The sequence below is a fragment of the Campylobacter sp. RM5004 genome, from assembly GCF_022369455.1.
In the GTDB taxonomy this organism is placed as follows: Bacteria; Campylobacterota; Campylobacteria; order Campylobacterales; family Campylobacteraceae; genus Campylobacter_E.
In genome coordinates this window covers 82,172-99,187 of sequence record NZ_CP059599.1, presented here as the reverse complement: position 1 = coordinate 99,187, position 17,016 = coordinate 82,172, and the positions used below count along the sequence as shown (strand labels likewise).

Annotated in this window: 11 protein-coding genes; 3 read left to right on the top strand and 8 right to left on the bottom strand. The window is 31.2% G+C overall.

Going from position 1 to position 17,016, the window contains the following annotated elements:
- Positions 1–9: 9 nt before the first annotated feature.
- Together AVANS_RS00465 and AVANS_RS00460 are read right to left on the bottom strand one after the other, a co-directional pair.
- The gene (locus AVANS_RS00465; RefSeq protein ID WP_239817714.1) at positions 10–393 is read right to left on the bottom strand and encodes an NfeD family protein; all 384 of its coding nucleotides are present in this window, start codon (positions 391–393) and stop codon (positions 10–12) included.
- Entirely contained in the window at positions 390–1,304 is a 915-nt protein-coding gene (locus AVANS_RS00460) for a stomatin-like protein (protein WP_239817713.1), read from the bottom strand. Before AVANS_RS00460 ends, AVANS_RS00465 begins: the two co-directional genes overlap by 4 nt.
- A gap of 206 nt (positions 1,305–1,510) precedes the next feature.
- Here AVANS_RS00460 and AVANS_RS00455 point away from each other — a divergent pair, with 206 nt between their 5' ends.
- Positions 1,511–6,709, top strand: coding sequence for a hypothetical protein (locus AVANS_RS00455; protein WP_239817712.1), 5,199 nt, complete (start codon positions 1,511–1,513; stop codon positions 6,707–6,709).
- A 130-nt stretch (positions 6,710–6,839) separates the two neighbouring features.
- On the opposite strand, the gene AVANS_RS00450 is transcribed toward AVANS_RS00455, so the two are convergent.
- From AVANS_RS00450 to AVANS_RS00440, 3 genes are read right to left on the bottom strand one after another with little or no spacing between them, the layout of a single operon-like run.
- Positions 6,840–6,971 carry an alpha-amylase gene (locus AVANS_RS00450; RefSeq protein WP_239817711.1) on the bottom strand — a complete coding sequence of 44 codons (132 nt, stop codon included), beginning with the start codon at positions 6,969–6,971 and terminating at the stop codon, positions 6,840–6,842.
- 59 nt (positions 6,972–7,030) lie between these two features.
- Positions 7,031–8,245 carry an McrC family protein gene (locus tag AVANS_RS00445; RefSeq protein ID WP_239817710.1) on the bottom strand — a complete coding sequence of 405 codons (1,215 nt, stop codon included), beginning with the start codon at positions 8,243–8,245 and terminating at the stop codon, positions 7,031–7,033.
- Positions 8,235–10,649, bottom strand: a complete 2,415-nt coding sequence (locus AVANS_RS00440; protein ID WP_239817709.1) for an AAA family ATPase — start codon at positions 10,647–10,649, stop codon at positions 8,235–8,237. The genes AVANS_RS00445 and AVANS_RS00440 overlap by 11 nt, the downstream gene beginning before the upstream one ends.
- A 91-nt stretch (positions 10,650–10,740) precedes the next feature.
- Here AVANS_RS00440 and AVANS_RS00435 point away from each other — a divergent pair, with 91 nt between their 5' ends.
- Positions 10,741–10,956, top strand: coding sequence for a hypothetical protein (locus AVANS_RS00435; protein ID WP_239817708.1), 216 nt, complete (start codon positions 10,741–10,743; stop codon positions 10,954–10,956).
- Positions 10,957–11,103: 147 nt separating this feature from the next.
- Positions 11,104–11,832: a hypothetical protein gene (locus tag AVANS_RS00430; RefSeq protein WP_239817707.1), complete on the top strand. Its 729-nt coding sequence runs from the start codon at positions 11,104–11,106 to the stop codon at positions 11,830–11,832.
- 161 nt (positions 11,833–11,993) lie between these two features.
- Here the strand turns inward: AVANS_RS00430 and AVANS_RS00425 are convergent, their stop codons facing one another.
- From AVANS_RS00425 to AVANS_RS00415, 3 genes are read right to left on the bottom strand one after another with little or no spacing between them, the layout of a single operon-like run.
- Positions 11,994–15,089: a type I restriction endonuclease subunit R gene (locus AVANS_RS00425; protein WP_239817706.1), complete on the bottom strand. Its 3,096-nt coding sequence runs from the start codon at positions 15,087–15,089 to the stop codon at positions 11,994–11,996.
- 1 nt (position 15,090) lies between these two features.
- Positions 15,091–15,669, bottom strand: a complete 579-nt coding sequence (locus AVANS_RS00420) for a superinfection exclusion B family protein (protein WP_239817705.1) — start codon at positions 15,667–15,669, stop codon at positions 15,091–15,093.
- Complete coding sequence (locus tag AVANS_RS00415) at positions 15,666–16,865, bottom strand: restriction endonuclease subunit S (RefSeq protein ID WP_239817704.1); 1,200 nt, start codon at positions 16,863–16,865, stop codon at positions 15,666–15,668. Before AVANS_RS00415 ends, AVANS_RS00420 begins: the two co-directional genes overlap by 4 nt.
- Between the last annotated feature and the right edge of the window lie 151 nt (positions 16,866–17,016).

Below are 17,016 nucleotides of genomic sequence, written 5' to 3'. Positions count from 1 at the left end.
TAATAGTTTTTATTCAAGGATTAATTTGTTATTTTCTACGCCTTTTATCCTAATCTTATCGCCTTCTTTTAGATGTGAGATTTCGTTCGCTTGCCATAAAGCACCTTTATAATACACCATGCCGTTTTTAATAACTCCAAAACCACTTTCATCTAAAAAGTTATCTTTTACAATCTCTTGATTTTTTTTGAAAAATTTTTTAAATAAAAGCAACAAACCAAGCGATAAAACAACACATAAAACAAGCTTTATTTCAAGACTAATTTCTAAAAAAAGCCCTAAAACTCCAACTATAAAAAACCCAATCGCAAAAAATATCACATAAAAGCTACCAAGCAAAAGCTCAATAATTCCTAACACAAACCCAGTAGCTATCAAAATATAATCAATCATTTTTTCTTACCGATAAAATCTTTTAAAACACTCAAAGCTCCGATTAGCTCACTGCTTTCATAAGGCACTATTATTTTGTCTTTGCTTTCGTTTTTTGCAAGTTCTAAAAATGCCTCAACCCTACCCTTTGCTAGTAAAAACTCAGCTGCGTTTACATTTTCGCTCATTGCTTCATTTATATTGCGAATGGCTTCTTTTTGACCTAAAGATATAGCAATTTGCTCGTATTTTTTAGCATCTGCCATTCTTTCTATTGCTTCTGCGTTTAAAACTTGCTCTTGTTTTAGCGCTTCTGCATTTCTTATAAGTGCTGCTTTTTTAGCCTCGGCGTTTAGCTCAATAGCTCTTTTTTCACGCTCAGCTTTCATTTGCATATTCATAGCTTCTTCAATACCTGCTGGAACTGAGATTTCTGATATCTCAACTCTCATTATCTTTACACCCCAGTTATCTGCTGCATCACATAAAGCCATTTGCAAAGCCGCGTTTAATCTATCACGACTACTTAGCGTATCATCAAGATTCATTCCACCTATTTCACCCCTTAAAGTTGTCATCGCAAGGGCTGAAATTGCCATTTTATAATCTTCTACATTATAAACAGCCATTTTTCCATTAGTTACCTTTAAATATACTATGCCATCTACTGATATATTTACGTTATCTTTTGTAATAACTTGTTGTTTGTCTATATAAATAAGCTGTTCTCTTATGGTTATTACAGCTCTTGGAACATCAAGTACAGGGAAGATTAGGTGAAATCCACCGCTTATTTCTTTATGAAATTTCCCAAGCCTTTCAATGATGATAATATCACTTTGAGAAACGATTTTGATAGCTAGTTTTAAAAACAAAATAGCTAAGACTAATAAAACGAAAATAACAAGATTTAAACCAGAAATTTCTAACATAAAAATCCCTTAAAATAATTTTTAACTAATATATCAAAATATTATTAAAACTTTTAAGCCTTATTGCTCGTAACATAATTCATAATTCAAATTCTTAGCACTTTTAAAAGACTTATATAAAGATAAAATTAAAACTTTAAATTAACATAATTTTATTAAAATTAAAAGTTTTAGCGATTTTATAACATTAAATAAGGAATATTATTATGAAATATAAATTAAGCTTATCATTATTAACTTGTTTAGCTCTTAGTAGTGGGCAACTAAATGCAGCTTTGATAAAGCCTGATACATTTTGCACAAGTAGTGCAACAGATTGCACAATTAACAACAATAATAATAATCCTGATGGTATTAATATAACAGAAACAAGTTTTAAAAATATCACAGCAGATAATTCTAAATTGTGGTCTGGTGGTAAGACAAATTTAGACAAATTAACACTTAACAATAATTCTTCTCTTGAAGAAGGTGGTAATGTGATTATAGGAGAGTTAAGTTCTGATGGAACTGCTAAAGTAGTCCATAGTCGTGGTACTACAAATATTAAGAAAATTACATCTACTGTATCTGATGCTAGTAAAATAATTGATTTTGAATCAAGGGATGGATATTTAGATATAGGAGATTCAACTTCAACAGCAAAAAATGAAATAAAAAATGCTTTTTTTCATGGTAATGCAAGTGTTAGGTTTGACAATGTAAAAGCAGATAATACTATTAAAGTTGATTTAGGTTATTTATCTCTTAAAAATAGTGAATTAAATGGAACTAGTATAACTCTTAAAAGAGATATCACCATTCAAAATAATAATTTAACCGATGTTATAATACATGCACCAACTGGACTTGTAGGGGTCGCAGAAGGTAATACGATTATAAATAGTAAAATAGATGCTAAAGGAACTTATACAAAAAATACATTTACAAACACCGAAGTAGGTTTGAATACTACAAGTGAAATTAACTTAAATGAAAACACATTTAAAGGCGGTAAGTTAAAGGCTCAAGGAAAATATACAAATAATACTTTTTCTAAAGATGATAGTGGTAAAGGAACCGATATAGATGCAAACATTAGTGGTTATATGCATTTTGTAGGTAAAAATACATTTGATGGTGTTAATATGCATAGAAATACAGCAGATCAGTCAAAACATAATGTAGTTTTAGATTCTAACACAGAAACTATTTTTACAAATAGCACTTTAAACAATATATCTATAAATGGATATGGTAGTGGTTCAGCCAACAATAAACTAACAATAAGTGGTGGAGCATTAACTAATACAACTGTAGGTTCTCACAGCACAAATACAAATATTTCAGATTTAACCCTAAGTGGTGTAACTATCAATAACTCTGGCGTGGCAAATCTTAACCATAACCTAAGAGCTCAAAACATTACCATAACAAATGGCACAAATGCAACAGGCGCTAAGATTAATGCTCAAACTAAACTTGATATGACAAGTTCTACTTTAGACGCTACAAGTGCAATTAAAGCAAATGTAGCAGATATCAAGACTTCAAATATAGGTGGGGCTACAAATGTTACCAACACCCTAACATCTACAAGCTCTACTTTCGGTGGCACAGTAAACGCAAAAGATTTAGTTAGCCAAAAAGATACTACAAGTGGAACAAACTCTACTTTCAACGGAAGTGTAAATATTACTAACTCAATCACTGCAAGTGATACAACATTTGCTAAAGATGTTACTGCAAACACAATCACAGCAAATAATGGTTCTAACTTTAACGCTAACACCACAGCGACTAGCAAAATCACTTCAAATGGTGCTACATTTGGTGGCACAGTAACAGCAAATGAGCTTGAAACCTTAGCAGATAACAAATCAACATTTAGTGGTAATGTAGATATTGCAACTTCAATTACGGCAAATAATGCAGATTTTAAAGGCAATGTAAGTGCAACTAATAAAATCACTTCAACAGGTGCTACATTTGAAGCAGAAATAAAAACAGCATTCTTGGAAGCAAACGCTAATTCTAATTTTACAGCTACTAGCAATGTAAATGCAACAGATATTAAAGCAACAGGTTCTACATTTAGTGGAAACATAGTTAAAAACAATTCAATCACAGCTGATAGCTCAACTTTTGAAAAAGCAATTGATACAAATACATTAACAGCTACTAACAACTCAAGTTTCAAAGGAAATGTAACAGTAGCTAACAAACTAACTTCAAATGGTGCTATATTTAACGGCACTGTAACAGCAAATGATTTAGAAACCTTAGCAGGAACAATATCTTCAAGTTTTGCTAGCACAGTAAATGTTACAAACACACTAACATCAGCTAATGCTAAGTTTACAAACAATGTAACAGCAGGAACTATCACTGCAAACAATGGTTCAAGCTTTGGTGGAATTACCACAGCTAACACAATCACAGCTAATAGTGGCTCAGTATTTGATACTACAAGTACTGTAAAAGCAAACGATAATATCATAGCAAATGCTGGTTCAAGCTTTAAAGGCTCAACAACAGCAACTAATAAAATCACTTCAAACGGAGCTAGTTTTGATGGTACGATAAATTCAGCATTCCTAGAAGCTAACACAGGCTCAACATTTGCAGCTACAAGCACTGTAAATGCAACAGATATTAAAGCAACCGGCTCTACATTTAGTGGCACAATAACTAAAAACAATTCAATCACAGCTGATAGCTCAAGCTTTGCTAATGCAATCGATACAAATACACTAACAGCAAGTAATGGTTCTAAATTTAATAGCTCAGTAAAAGCAAATAATTTAGAGACTTTAGTAGGAACAACAGCTTCAGAATTTGCTAGCACAGTAGATGTTATAGATACATTAACATCAGCTAATGCTAATTTTAAAGGCAATGTATCTGCAAAAGAAATAATAGCTAACGATAAAGCAATTTTTAGTGGCGTAGTAACAGCAAGCGATACTATTACAGCAAACACTGGTGCAAACTTTACAAGTGAAGTTAATTCAAACATACTAATAGCAAATAATGGTTCAGTATTTGATACAGCAAGTAAAGTAAATGTAAAAGATAGCATTATTGCAAATGCGGGTTCAAGCTTTAAGGGTAGTGTAGCAACTGATTTCTTAGCAGCTGAAAAAGGTGCGGAATTTATAGGAACAACAGATGTAAGACAATTATACGCTAATGGCTCAGTATTTGGTGGTAAAGTAAGCATTAATTGTGAAGATCCAGCTGTTTGTGGTTCAGTAATTAGTGGCTCTACTTTTAGTGATTTAGAATTAAAAAACAATACTCAAGCAATCATTGATTCTGGTTCAAAAGTTGCTAATCTAACTCTAAGCGATAATACAATGGCTAAGCTAGATAACAATTCAAACATAGGTAATCTAACTTTAACAAACCAAGCTAATAAGGTTTTAATAGAAGGTGGTTCGCAAATCACAGGAACTATTGAAAACCACGGCGAAATCTATGTAAATAATGGAACAATCTCATCAGTTATTACAGGTACAGGTGATTTATTCACTAATCAAGTAACCTATGAAAAAGATGTAAGCCTAAGCGATATAAGAAATAGTAGCAATGCTACTTATAAAGGCGATACAAAAGTAAGCAATAATGCAGAAGTAGATAATAGCACATTTAATGGAATGCTTAATGTTGATAATAAGCTTACTGCATATCAAGGAAACAAGTTTAATATAGTTAAAGCAAATAGCGCTGATTTCTTATACGATGCAAATAAAGGTGCTAGTAAAGATATAACAGCAAATGATATTAATGTAACTACTGGATTAGTAATTGATAATATCAATGTAACTTCTAATAAAATTAGTGCAAACATAGCAACTATTAAAAATAGTGCTAATGTAAGTTCTTTATTAACAGGTGCTAGCGATGCGGCTACTAAAGTTTATGATGCAAATATTACCAAAGGAAATACTTATAATGTAGATAATTCAACCATTAAAGGTGGTATAAGAGCTGATAAACTAAATACAAGCAAGTCAAGCATTCATGGTCAAGTTGCAACTAATACTTTAAATGCTACAAATACGACATTTTACATCTACGGAAATGGATTTGGAGAAGATGATTCTTTATATAAAGGATATAGTGGAGCTATAATTGCTAGAGAAGGTGCAATTGGCGGTGGAAATAGAATTCAATTAGCTAATACAAATTTAAGTAATTTAACACAAGGTTTCGTTCCTGTTGCTATCATTAAACAAAGCACACCTACCGGAGGCGTAGTAACAGCAGCTACAACTTCAAGCATAGGAGAAGACTTCTTTAAAGTTACTTATAAATCAAAGTTAGCAATGTATGAATTAGTAGATAAATACAAGCACTTTAGTGATATTAATGGTAGTTATGTTTGGAGTGTTGGAGTTAGTGGAGAAGACTTAGTAAATAATACAAACATAGATAGTGTAATAAGCGGAGCAGATAGCACTAACATAGCAAATGGTGCAAACAATAATTATAATCTAACAAGCCTTGAAGTAGAAGTTGGCGATATGTTTAAACCTACTGAGTTTGATAAAGAAGCAATAGATACAGCTAAGTTCATTCTAACAAGCCCTGATTATATAATTAGAACTAAAAACAATACTTTAAGTAAAAGATTTAGAGCTTTAAAAGATTATAAATTAGGCAATGGTTTTTGGCTTGATAATCAAATGGGTTATGCAAAGTATGAATACAACGCAATCCGCTATAAGAATATGAGCGTTGGAATTGATAAGACTCATGAGTTTAATAATTCAGATTTAACTCTAGGTTTAGCTGCTAGTGTTGGTAGAGCTGAGACTAAAGGTAATTTAAGCTCAGATGCTGATTCTAAAGGATTTGGAATTTATGCGCTAAATAAATTTAATAATAATGTTTTTATAGGTGCTAATGCTTTCTATCACAATATCGCAAGCTCTTATGAAGCAAAAATGCTAGATGTAAAAGCTAATAAAAGCCACAATGTATATGAAGCAAGTATTGAGAGTGGTGTTAGATTTGGAGATAAGGTATATTTCGAACCTAGCTTAAAATATCATCTAACTTCATATAAACCAACTGCAATTAATCAAGAAGGTTTAGTATTAAAAGGAGATAGTCAGTTAAAGCATGAATTAGGAGTTGCTTTAGAAGGTGGATTTAAAGTGCCTAATGTATTTGATGCGTATTTAGCAGTAGGACTTAGCAAAGAATTAAACCACAAGCCTGATTTAATCTTCATTGATGAACTTAAAATACAAAACAAAGTAGATGGAAGTAAAGGTGATACTAGTGTAGGAATTAATTTCGGGGTTGATTATAAACTAAGCCCTAATGCTTCATTTAATATAGACCTAGGAAGCAATCTATACACTAACTCAGATAAAGAACTAAAAGGAAACATTGGTTTTTCATATAAGTTTTAATTCTTAATTCCTAATCCAAATTCTTTTAGAGTTTGGGTTGGGGGGGGGTAAGTAATTTGAAAAAGAATTTGAAATAGGAATTACAAAAAGAAAATTAATTCCTATTTTGATTAAAATAGGAATTTTTAAATTATTTTTTATTATTTGGATTTAATTGTGCACCACGATTGCCATGAACTTTTGAATGAGCTGTATTTTGACCTGGGGTGCCTTTATTAGCATTAGCTTGGTTAGCTTTATGATTAGCATTTGTATTATTCATATTTACTCCTTTCTTGTTTTTCTAATCATACCCCCCCCGAACTTAAATAAAGCTTAAATTTAAGGCAAAGGGGCGAAAAGGAGCTTTAGCTTTATTTTGTTTTCAAAAATTTCTGGCTTATATTCTAAGGTTTTTCCTTGCAAAATATCATCTAAAAGTGGATATATAAGCCACACTTCACTAGCTTTAAACTTTGCTGCATAGGCAAATACTTGATATAAATCAGCTTGGCTAATATCACTTAAATCCTTTATGATTTTATACTTCGTATCAGCGATAATTGTTTTATCCTTAAGCTTAATCAAAATATCAGGTCGCATTAAAAAACAATCTTTTCTCTCATCTTTTATCAAATGCCTATTTGTTACTTGAGTAGATATACTTATCTTTGGATTTTGTTTTTTAAGCATAAAAGCTACAAAATCTTCAAAAAGTCTATTCATATCAAAAAGCAAAGCATAAGCATTTTTATCCCCTGCAAATGGCGTAAAACTAAAGCCATTTAAAAATAATTTGCACCATAAAAGTATGTTTTCATAATAATGATAATGCTTATTTTTTACACTAAATTCACATTTTTTAATGCTAATTAAACTCACCTCATCAAAAAATCCTAAAAACTTCAAAATCTTTTTATTTTGACTTAGTTTTTTTAGATGAAAAAGCGTGGTTTTTATAGTTTGATTTGCCGCATTATCTATGATGTATTCATCATTTTCGGTAAAAAATCGCTCTTTATGAGCTAGATTTTGCCTTAAATGCTCACTAAAAATCAATTTTCCTTTTAAAAATGCTTTATTATTTGATACTTTTACATAATCACTCATAAGCCCTTTGTTTAAAATCACGAAAAGTTCTTCTAAAAACATCTCAACAAAGACTTCAAAAAGTGGCATTTTTTCATCTTTTAGCGTTGCTTTAAGCGATTTTTTAAATGGGCTTTCTTGTAAAGTTCTTAAAAGTTCTAAAAGCAGCTTTTTAGGGTTTAGCTCCCTTGCTTTACAATCCTTAAACATCTCATCTTTTAGCTCATAAGCCTTGCTTAAATCTATGCTCGGAATTATCTCATCGCTTGGTTTTGAAACCTTAGGATAGATTTCTAAAACCCCACTTTTTGTTTTTATAAGCCCTACGAAATTCCTTGCTTTTAGCTTATTTTTGCCGACTATTCTTAAAAACTCTGGGTTGTTTTCAGCAAAACTTATAAGCTCGTTTAAAAACTCATCGTTCTTAAACTCACTTATGATTTCATGTTCGTAAACTTCAATCTTCATAGATTTTCTTAAAATCCACTTCGCTAAAATCATCGCTTAAATAAAGCGTATCAGTATTTAAAATATTTTTAGTTTTTATCATGCTGTTATCATTAAGCACTGATTTTATCTGCGAATAATCATTATAAAAATACTCTTCTAAAAGTGGCAAAATCTTCTTGCTAAACACAGCTTTAAGTTCATCAATGCTGTTTATATCCATAAAATACGAATGTCCGATAAGCTTTTCATCGCCAATTAGACACTCAATTCTCTCATTCATTTTATCCAATAGTTTATCTAATTCAATCTCATCGAGTTTAAATTTTAAAAGAGAACTATCGGGCATAATCTTTTTAAACTCAAACCTACGCCTAAGCGCCGTATCAAGGGTAGTGATACTTCTATCTGCTGTATTCATAGTGCCTATTATATAGACATTATTTGGCACCGAAAAACGCTCTTTGCTATATGGCAACACCACTTCTAGTTCTTCAGCATTTCCTAGCCTTTTGCTAGGCTCAATAAGTGTGATAAGCTCTCCAAAAATCTTACTAATATTCCCACGATTTATCTCATCAATGATGATTATATATGGCTTTAAATCTTCTTTTTGGTTTTTATAATCATCTTTTTTCTCAAACTCAAAAAGCTTTTTATAAAGCATAAAATAATACCCCGCATTACCATGATGAATGCTTTTGCTTTCAAACTTTGGCTTTATATCTTTGTAGCTTTTTATATTTCCTATTTTAAATTCTTCATAATCACGCTTGATTATATCAAGGGTTAATCTTTGTCCGCTTTGAGTAGTGCCACCTAGCTCAAACGAACGACACTCGCCGTCTTTATCATAAAAAATACTATGAATATTTACGCCCTTTTCTAGCAAAAACTCCTTGTTTTGGTCTAAAAACTCGCTCTTTACATACTCAGCAAAATAATTTATCAGCTTGTCAAAATCTAGCTCATTTGGAGTAGAGTAATTTATATAATTTTGCTTAGCTTTTTTACACAAATCCTTAAACACGCCATCAGCTATCACATATCTTAGCTCATCGTTATCAAAATCAGGTCTAATTCCTTCTACAAATTCTTCATACCCATAGCTTTGATGAAAGGTTGTAAATACTATTTGTCCGTTTTTTACATAGTCTTTAAACCTTTCTTGCATTGCTTTTCTTGTGTAAATTTCGTTTGTTTGAGTTGAAAAATCTTCGCCCAAAATCTCTAAAGCTATATTTATGGTATTGTAAGTCTTACCAACCCCAGGCGCTCCATATAAAATCTGATTTAGTGGGATATTTTTAGGGTTTTGCTTTGGCTCATCTTGTAAAAATATATTTTTAGCATCGCTTGAGTAGTCTTTTATCAAAAATCTAATAAACTCTTTCATAGTTCTTTTAGCGTCGCTTTTGCTTGCTATGTAGTCGTTGTAGGTATTTTTGCCGATTATGTTTATTAACTCGTTTAACTCTAAAATACTAAAAATATTTCTTTGATATTTAGCCAAAAACGAGCTTTTAAAATCATCAATTAGCTTTAAATAATCCTTGCTATCTCTTAAGCGAACTTCTAACCAAAAAGCAAATCTTTGCTCTTGTTCTTCTTCGCTTGGAGCTTTGTTTTGCTTATAATATTTTTCATTTAAATAATCAGCGTAAATCCTTGCTGTATAGACAAAATCTCTACCTTTTCTACTATCTTGAATACTTATAAAATCATCACTTTTTATATAATTTGCCAAATCTTTTAAGCTTTTATTTTTAATCAAAGTTTTTAGGGTATTTGTCTTTGAGCTTTCGTTTTTCTTGCTCTCATCTGAGTAAAACTCTCCGTTATCTTGCCTTGCATTTTTACTAAGCCACTCATAAAAATCATCGTTATTTTTAGGATTTTTTGGGATAAAATCATCTTTGCTAAAACTCTCATAATATTCTAAAAGCTTTATAAAATCATCTGTAATTTGCTCTAAATCTAGTTTGTCATAAGTAAAATCAAGCTCAGTTAGTTTGCCACTTCGCTCCATTTCATCAACGGCTTTGCACCTTGCGTTTTCAATATCATGTTTTGGAAATCCAAATGCTAAACGATATTTAAAACCTTCTTTTAAAGAGTGAGAATACCCGAAATAAACATAAACACCATATCTAGGACTAACCTTGCTAGTATTTATAAGCTCATCACTTAAAAGCTCTTTTCTAACAAAAATAATCCAACAAGTATCAGCCAAAGTCCCACTACCGCTACCTATGCTATATTCATAACTATTTTCAAAGAAATTAAAAAATGGCTTAATATTATTAACGCTAAAGCCTTTGGTTGATTTGTTTTTATTTTTAAGACATTTATTTATTTCGCTAATAAAAGCATTTATTCCGCTTTGAAATTCTTTTCTTTCATTATCTGTAAAACTTATAGGCATTTTCTTCCCTTTGTTTTTACTAAATGATAATCAAACAAACTTCACGGGATATTAATATGCTAGAATATAAAAAAATATTTAAAGGATTAAAATGAGTATAAAAAAATATATAAACAAAACTATAGAACTATTTAACAATATTTTTCCATGTTTACAAAGAAATCATAAGCAGATAAAAGATAAACCTGCAACTTCTACAAACAAAGAACAAAATGATGAAGATTTTTTTCAAACTAATAAACTAACAACAAGACGGATATATAAAAATATTAAAAAATATGGACAAACATCTCTTGCTTTAGGGTAAATTTTATTACTAATACTAATTATAGGCTCTGCACTAAATTATGCAAAAATATATGTTTTAGACTTACGCTATCAAGTAGATTTAACATTTGAACAATTATTGGCCTTTGGGTTTTCTAACTTATCTTGGTTTATGTTCTTAATATTTATGTTATATATTTCAACAGAATTTGTATGGCAAATTAAAAATTCAAAAAAAGATGGTAAGCCACTAAAATATTATGATTATATATACTTTATAATTGTATTGCTGATAGTTTATGTTTCTATTTTTATGATATTTTACAATAATTATGAAAAGCAAGATATTTATTTATTTTTTGTATTATTTATAGTCTTAATTATATTAAATCTTATAGTATTTTTTAAAGCAAACAAAAGTAACATAAACTACATTAGACCGATAATACTATTTGTATCAGTAACTATTTTTGCTTTGTCTAAGATAAGTATTTCATCTCTTTCTGGCTTAGGAGATTATAATACTACAATAATGGTTGATAAAAATAACTTTATAAAAGATATTGTAGATATAGAAGATAAAAAAGAGAAATATACAAAAAATTATCATTATAAAGGCGATCATATTGAGCTAAAAGATGTGAAAATATTATCAACTTTAGGAGACATTGCCTATGTGGAGTTATGCAGTGAAAATATGGAAATAAACAAAACATTAGATGATTGTAGAAAAAGCATAAGGGTTGAATTTGTCAAAAAAGACATTCACATAATAAGAGATGGTAAAAAGCAAGATATTGCTAATACAGAAGATAGTAGCGATAAAACAAACAATGAAAACAAAGAACAAAATGAACAAGATTTAGAAAAATCTAAAGAAAGCAAAAAAGAAGAAAACACCACTAAAAATAACTAGAATTTAAACTCGGAATTTCGTTTGTTTGACACCACTTTGGGTTAGGATTTCACAATAAAACCTAGCCAAAAATACACGAAATAAATTCCTTAAACAAACGAAATTTACTTTTAAATTCCTATTTCAAATTCCTAAAATCACACTTAGCTTTAAGCCAAGCTCTACTCGCTAGCTAATTCCATAGCCAAAATCTCAGCTTGAGCTAAAACTCCATCAATCGCAAGTTGTTGCATATCAGGTGGATAGCCGTATTTATTGAGCACTCTTTTTACAGCTACTCTTAGCCTTGCTCTTACATTTTCTTTTATCATCCAGTCTATACTTGCATTATTTTTGATGATTTGTAGTATCTCGCTAACAAGGGCTAAAAGCTTTTCATTTCCTAAGATTTTTTCATACTCATCATTACAAGCAAGTGCTGAGTAAAAAGCGTATTCATAGTCTTTTAGCCCTAGTTTTTTAGCCTCATCATCCATACTTGCTATGCTTTTACTCATATTTATTAGCTCATCTAGTGCCTCGCTTGATGAGATTAGCTTATTGTTATATTTTTTGATAGCCTCGTTTAGCATTTCGGCTAGTTTTTTAGTCTTTGTTAGGCTTAGTTTTTGCCTTAATTTTATCTCATCGTTTAGTATCTTTTTTAGCATTTCAAAGGCTAAGTTTTTACGCTTCATATTCTTTACTTCTAGCAAAAACTCATCAGAAAGTATAGATATATCAGGCTTTTTTATCCCACTAGCATCAAAAATATCCACCACACTAGATGATACGATAGCCTTATCTACCACTTGTTTTATCAAAGTTTGATTAAGCGAGTTTTCACTCTCATTTACCCTAGCAAACTTTAAAAATCTAGCCTTTATCGCATACATAAAAGCGATTTTATCCTTTATACTCAAGGCTTTTTCGTGCGGTATAGCTATCGTATAGGCTTTATCAAGCCTTGCAAACTCGCTCATAAACCTATCTTTGCCATTTTCATTTGATAATATATGCTCTTCTACATCAAGGATATAATCAAGCCTAGCCCCAGTATCAAGCTCAAAATATCTTTCATAGTCATTTGGTAGCATTTGCTCTACAATCTCTAGCTTTTCTATCATCACCTTTACAGCGTCTTCTTGAGTGGTTACTATATCGCCCTTGCCACCACTTTCACTATAAAACGATAAAGCCTTTTTCAAATCACTTGCAATCCCAAGATAATCCACCACAAGCCCACTAGGTTTATCCTTATAAACCCTATTTACCCTAGCTATCGCTTGCATTAGGTTATGCCCTTTCATAGGCTTATCTATATAAAGAGTATGAAGCGATGGCACATCAAAGCCAGTTAGCCACATATCCACCACGATAACAAGCTTTAGCTCATCGTTTATATCTCTCATACGATTTGCCAAAAACTGCTTTTGAGCCTTGCTTGTGTGATGTTTGCTGAACTCTGCTCCATCGCTAGAGCTTGAAGTCATCACTACTTTTATAGCCCCGATATTTAGCTCATCGCTATGCCAGTTTGGTCTTATTTTTATAATTTCATCATATAGCTTTATAGCTACACTTCGGCTTATACTTACTATCATACCTTTTCCGCCGAGCTTACTAGACCTTGCCTCAAAGTGTTCTACTATATCTTTAGCGATTTGTTTTAGTCTGCTTGTGCTACCCACTACTGCTTCTAGCTTGGTAGCTTTTGCTTTTTCGTTTTCTTGATTTTCAAGCTTTTCATCTAGTTCATCTATGAGCTTTTTTCCTTCTTCGCTTAGCTCTATTTTAGCAAGTCTGCTTTCATAGTATATACTCACAGTAGCACCATCTTCAACAGCTCTTGATATATCATATATATCTATGTAGTTTCCAAAAACTGCAGGGGTATTTACATCATGGCTTTCAATAGGTGTCCCTGTAAATCCTATATAAGTAGCATTTGGCAAAGCATCACGCAAATATTTTGCGAAACCATAGACTATCTTTTGCCCTAGCACATCGCCACTTTTTGACTTTTCTTCTACTACTTTTGCATCAAAGCCATATTGGGTTCTGTGTGCTTCATCTGCAATCACGATGATATTATCCCTAAGCGATAAGCACTCAAATACATTGTCATTTTCTGGGCTAAATTTTTGAATAGTAGTAAATACCACTCCACCACTAGCCACCTTTAAAAGCTCTTTTAAATGCTCTTTATCGTTTGCTTGTTTTGGCTCTTGTCTTAAAAGGTTCGCACAACTTGCAAAAGTGCCAAAAAGCTGGTCATCTAAGTCATTTCTATCCGTGATAACCAAAATCGTAGGATTGTTTAAAGCCTTTATCGCTTTAGCACTATAAAACACCATAGACAAAGACTTCCCACTACCTTGCGTATGCCATACCACGCCGCCTTTTTTGTCTCCGTCTTTGCTGCTTGCCGTGATTGTTCTACTAATAGCTTTATTTACTGCGTAGTATTGATGATAGGCTGCGATTTTTTTGGTAGTTTTTATGCTCAAAATATCGTTTATATCCTTTATCTGCTCTTTTTCAAAAACTATAAAATTGCAAATGATATCTAGCAAGGTTTTTGGGTTTAGCATACCATCTATTAGGGTTTTTATCTCTAAAGACTTGTTTGGAGCGTAGTTTATCCCGTCGCTACTTTTCCACGCCATAAACCTTGAAAAATCAGCCGAAATACTCCCCGCCCTAGCAAAATACCCATCGCTTATCACACAAAAAGCATTGTAGACAAAAATACTTGGGATTGCTTGTTTATAAGTGTTTATTTGATTATAGGCTGAGTTTATCGTGGCGTTTTCATCACTTGGGCTTTTTAGCTCCATTAAAACAAGTGGAATTCCATTTATGTATAGCACTACATCGGGGATTTTGTTTTCTTTAGCTTCTGTGATACTTAGCTGGTTTGTTACTATAAATTCATTGTTGCTTACATTATCAAAATCAATTAGATTTATGATATCGGCTCTACTTTCGCCGTCTTTTGTGGTGCTTATATTTACGCCATTTACAAGCTTATAATGAAAGTTTTCGTTACTATCTAAAAGGCTAAGATGATTTATGCTTTTTAACTCTTTATAAATCTCATTAGCTTTTGATAAATCAAGCTGTGGATTTAGCCTACAAAGTGCATTTATAAGGCTAGTTTCTAGCAAGACTTCATCGGTAGCTCTTATAGGCTTTTCATAGCACCACCCATGCTCAAGCAGTGATGATATGACAAACTGCTCCAAATCAAACTCGCTAGTCTTCGCCTTGCTCATTTTAACTCTCCTTTTCTTCTATAAAGTATTCTTTAAATTCATCTTCGTAAAATATTTCTTTTGGATTTTCTTGCATTATTTCAAAATAAAGCTTATCAATCTTATAAATACCACTAATATACTCATTACATGCTAGATATATTATTTTTCTTGTAGTTAAAAAAGTTACAACTCTGTCTATCCCATCATATCTATTGAAATCAAAATCAATTCTTATCATACCTGTTTCATCGCATAAAAATTCCATAAGCAACATTTTTTCATCTAGTTTTAGATTTATTAAAGTATTTTTATAGGCTGATTTTTTATTGTTATATTTATTTTGCAAATCTCTTTTTTTCTTTATATCTTTATAAAAAACAACAATCTGTTCAAATGCTTTTGCTAAAACAATTATAAAAGATAGAAACACTGCTAAACCTAATATGCCTTTATAATTATTTAGCAATTCTTCTATCCCTAAAAATTTTCCTAAAAAATCTTCAAAGCTTAGCAAGATAACCCCAGCTATCAAAACAGCAAATGCAACAGAAAATAAACTTTTAAAATACTTTAAAAATTCACTTAAATCAAAATTCATTGATTACCACCTACTTTTATTTCTCCGTTTAGGAGTTTTGGTATAAGTATATCACGCATATTTTCTAAGGTTTGGATTTGTTCTAAATTTTTAAATATTTTGTCAAAATACTCACTTGTTTTACCATTAAAATTTATCATAATTTCTTCATCTGGCATTAAAATATGAATATTTGAAAAATCCCTTGTATTTAAATTAGCCGTTGCCGTGCCACCACTTGCCATACTTTGCAAATAATCATACAAATGTTTCATATACAAATAAAGAAAATATCTATAATGCTCTTTTTTAGGAACGATAGAGTTTATTTGCTGATTTGTATAACTTTCAAAAGCATTCATAGATACCACGCCAACCGTAGCTATACAGCTGACGCAAATACTCTTTTTTGGGATTAATTTATTTATTTGAGTTTGTGAGCCTAGCTCGGATAAATACTCATTTGTTTTAAACACAAAAATATTTCCGTGCATATCAGGAATTTTAATAAATGGAATATCTCCATTGTAATACTCATTAACCTTTTTTGATGGAGTTTTTCCACAAATTATATTGCCAAAATCACTCAATGGTTTTTCTTGCCAAGATGGGTTTGGGTTTTCTATGAAATAGTGTCTAAAAAGAGTTTGGGCGAGTTCTTCCAGGGTTTTGTTTTGCTCGTGTAGTAGCTCTATCTTGTCATCAATACTACTTAAAATAGCAGCGATTTGCCTTTGCTCTTCTAGTGGTGGTAGTGTAATTTCAACTTCTTTTAAATCTCTAATAGGTAGCTGTGGTTGAGCACTCCCAGAAACAAAATTATCAAATTCATCTTTTAAATTTTTAAAAAGATAAAACGCATATCTGCTATCCAACTCTTCATTATTTGGTCTAATTATAAGCATTCCCGAGTTTATTCTTATATTTTTATAAGATATATTTTCTTTATATAATGCTAGATTTCCGATAGTTCCCCTTGTGGTTAAAACTAAATCATTGATTTTTAACTTACCTTTTTTTAAAATCTCATCTTTTTCTTTGGTAATAAACTGACATTCGCTAAAATCAAAACCATTCTCTCTTACATTTTTAGTGCTTAAAAATAAGCAGTATTCATTAGAATGAAATTCATTTTGTTTTGGATAGTTCTTGCCCCTATCTCCGTCTATAAATTCTAATGGGGCATCCCCAAGCTTACATTTTTTCCAATTATTCATATCTTAATCCTTTAGAATTTATTTCCATAAAAAATCCAAAAAATACACGAAATAAATTCAAGAATTTGAATTCGGAATTTCGTTTGTTTAAGCTTGGTTTAAAAGATAATGACGAAAGCACAACAGAAGAAAAAACGCTAAAAGCTCGTAT

Bases quoted from the DNA above. Each gene is read 5' to 3' on its own strand.
- AVANS_RS00465 (WP_239817714.1), bottom strand. From the start codon at position 393: ATGATTGATTATATTTTGATAGCTACTGGGTTTGTGTTAGGAATTATT.
- AVANS_RS00460 (WP_239817713.1), bottom strand. From the start codon at position 1,304: ATGTTAGAAATTTCTGGTTTAAATCTTGTTATTTTCGTTTTATTAGTC.
- AVANS_RS00455 (WP_239817712.1), top strand. From the start codon at position 1,511: ATGAAATATAAATTAAGCTTATCATTATTAACTTGTTTAGCTCTTAGT.
- AVANS_RS00450 (WP_239817711.1), bottom strand. From the start codon at position 6,971: ATGAATAATACAAATGCTAATCATAAAGCTAACCAAGCTAATGCTAAT.
- AVANS_RS00445 (WP_239817710.1), bottom strand. From the start codon at position 8,245: ATGAAGATTGAAGTTTACGAACATGAAATCATAAGTGAGTTTAAGAAC.
- AVANS_RS00440 (WP_239817709.1), bottom strand. From the start codon at position 10,649: ATGCCTATAAGTTTTACAGATAATGAAAGAAAAGAATTTCAAAGCGGA.
- AVANS_RS00435 (WP_239817708.1), top strand. From the start codon at position 10,741: ATGAGTATAAAAAAATATATAAACAAAACTATAGAACTATTTAACAAT.
- AVANS_RS00430 (WP_239817707.1), top strand. From the start codon at position 11,104: ATGTTATATATTTCAACAGAATTTGTATGGCAAATTAAAAATTCAAAA.
- AVANS_RS00425 (WP_239817706.1), bottom strand. From the start codon at position 15,089: ATGAGCAAGGCGAAGACTAGCGAGTTTGATTTGGAGCAGTTTGTCATA.
- AVANS_RS00420 (WP_239817705.1), bottom strand. From the start codon at position 15,669: ATGAATTTTGATTTAAGTGAATTTTTAAAGTATTTTAAAAGTTTATTT.
- AVANS_RS00415 (WP_239817704.1), bottom strand. From the start codon at position 16,865: ATGAATAATTGGAAAAAATGTAAGCTTGGGGATGCCCCATTAGAATTT.